This is a genomic window from Pseudoalteromonas sp. NZS37, assembly GCF_015864265.1.
Taxonomy (GTDB): Bacteria; Pseudomonadota; Gammaproteobacteria; order Enterobacterales; family Alteromonadaceae; genus Pseudoalteromonas; species Pseudoalteromonas arctica.
In genome coordinates this window covers 1-2323 of the sequence record NZ_JADYXL010000029.1, presented here as the reverse complement: position 1 = coordinate 2323, position 2323 = coordinate 1, and the positions used below count along the sequence as shown (strand labels likewise).

Genomic DNA, 2323 nt, shown 5'->3' with positions numbered 1-2323 from the left:
CCAAACCCCAGCGTTCCCCTCACGATCAAAGCCCCGGCAGACGTGGTGCGCGATCCATTGGTGAGCGGCAGCGCTACGACCGGCGCGGTGGCCGTTGGTGGCGTCTATCCGGGCGGCATTCGAGACGACAACGGCGCTACTGTGTACGTCAACGTGATTCCAAGCAGCCTTGCAGGCTTTGGGAACGTGTACGACCCTCCGGCATCTGGCGGAGCCGTGTGGTCTTCCGGTGACCTGACGGCAGGCCAAAAATCGCTGATGAGCCGTGACGGCGTGCTCAAGACCTATTTCCTCGCAGGGGCATAACACATGGCAACCGGATACGCATACCTCGAACCCCAGCGCCGCCGCGCATCGCGCAAGGTCACAGCAGGCTCTTCGCACACGAAGACAACCTACAAGACCGAGAAGACACAGGAAACCTTGGTCAACGAACTCACTGACGACGGCACGGGTGGCCTCGGTGATTTCGGCACGGTCAACTACGGCACGGGCGCGCTGAATGTGCGCCTGGTCGAGCTTGACCTGACGACGGAAGGATACAAAAGCGATCACGAAGATGCCGAATCCTTCGAGAGCTATCTGGAGCCTTCCACCGGAGGTGACAGCGCGCAGAAAGGCGGGGAGTACGGCGACACATCCGTGGGTGAAGAGCTGTTGGCCGCTTCGACGCTGACGGTGACGTACGCGACAGACTTCGCCAGCACGGTCACTACGGAGTACAGCTTCAAGCCCCCGACCATCACGATTGACCTGTGCCCATACACCAGCGACTACGTGGTGCCAAACAGCGTGCAGTTCACCTGGATGGGTCACACCTATGCGGACTACGACGGCGACCTGATTCGGGATCGCACGACCCCGGGCACCGGTTTTTTCGCAGGCCGAGTCAACTACGCGGGCGGCANCGGCGACCTGATTCGGGATCGCACGACCCCGGGCACCGGTTTTTTCGCAGGCCGAGTCAACTACGCGGGCGGCATCGCCGAGATCACAGACTACGTGGTGGACCCCCTCTACGACGCCGAAGACCTGACCATCACAAGCCTCTGGACTGTGCGTCAGAAGTGGACGACTGCCAGCATTTTCATGCGCACCCAGATCGCCCCCCTGAAGCCCGCCGGGTTCGTGATGAACCTGTCGGACACGGAGGGTAACGCGATCACCGCCAGCGCGGGCATCGACGGCGTGATCGCGGGGACACACCTGCGCGGCAAGGTGGACTTCGAGACGGGCGTGGTCGAGTTGCAGTTCGGCGACTACGTTCTCGACACCTCGCTGACCGTCGAGCAGAAGCTGGAGTGGTGGTACGACGCGGACGACGTGGGCGCAGTTGAGGCGCTGAAAATCTGGCGCCCATGGCCTGTGGACCCAACCACACTGCGCTACAACAGCGTGGCTTACTTCTACCTCCCGCTGGACGCCGACGTGTTGGGCCTGGACCCCGTGCGGCTGCCACAAGATGGTCGCGTTCCCATTTTCCGCCCCGGTGGCTTCGCCGTGGTCGGCCATACGGCGGTAACCAGTCCGGCCACTGTGTCGAACGGGCAAACCATCGACCTGGCCCGCACGCGCCTGTCTCGCGTTCGGGTGATCGGCGATGACGGTGACACGATCAACACTGGCTACACGGCCAACCTGGAAGCAGGAACGGTGACGATTGTGGACACCACCGGTTGGAGCCAACCCATCACCATCGAGCACCGCATCGAGGACTTGGCCCAGGTCAGCGATGTGCAGATCACAGGCCAGATTGGCTTAACACGTCAGCTCACACACGACTTTCCGGTGCCAGGTAGCTACGTCTCGGGCGCCCTGATCGCGGGAGACCTGCGTAGCCGCATGTCCTTGATGTTCGACCAAGGCTCCTGGGATGGCACCACATGGTCGGATGTGGTGGACGGCTCTCCTGCCACGGGGACCTACAACAACACGCTGGCCCCCGTAGAGGTGAACAACCTTGGTGCCGTGACGGAGCGATGGGCTTTCCGTTTCACCAGCACCACGGCATTCCAGATCATTGGCGAACATGTCGGTGTGATCGGGACCGGGACCATCAATGCTGACTGCTCGCCGAACAATCCGGCCACTGGTACGCCGTACTTCACCATTCTGGAAACCGGTTGGGGTTCCGGCTGGTCGGTGGGAAATATCGTACGCATGAACACTGTCGGTGCGCAGTTCCCCGTGTGGGTGGCGCGCACGGTGCAGCAGGGCCCAGAAGCCGGCCTGGACTATTCGTTCTCTCTGATCACACGCGGTGGCGTGGATCGCCCGTAAGGATTTCCGATGACCTCTCCGGTTGACACGTCCGTCAAACTCT

1 protein-coding gene is annotated in these 2323 nt (G+C 62.0%); it reads left to right on the top strand.

Annotated elements, in window-relative coordinates; genetic code table 11:
- On the top strand, positions 1-306 hold a 306-nt coding region (locus tag I6F47_RS20085; RefSeq protein ID WP_197184437.1), incomplete at its 5' end, for a hypothetical protein.
- Positions 307-2323: the final 2017 nt, after the last annotated feature.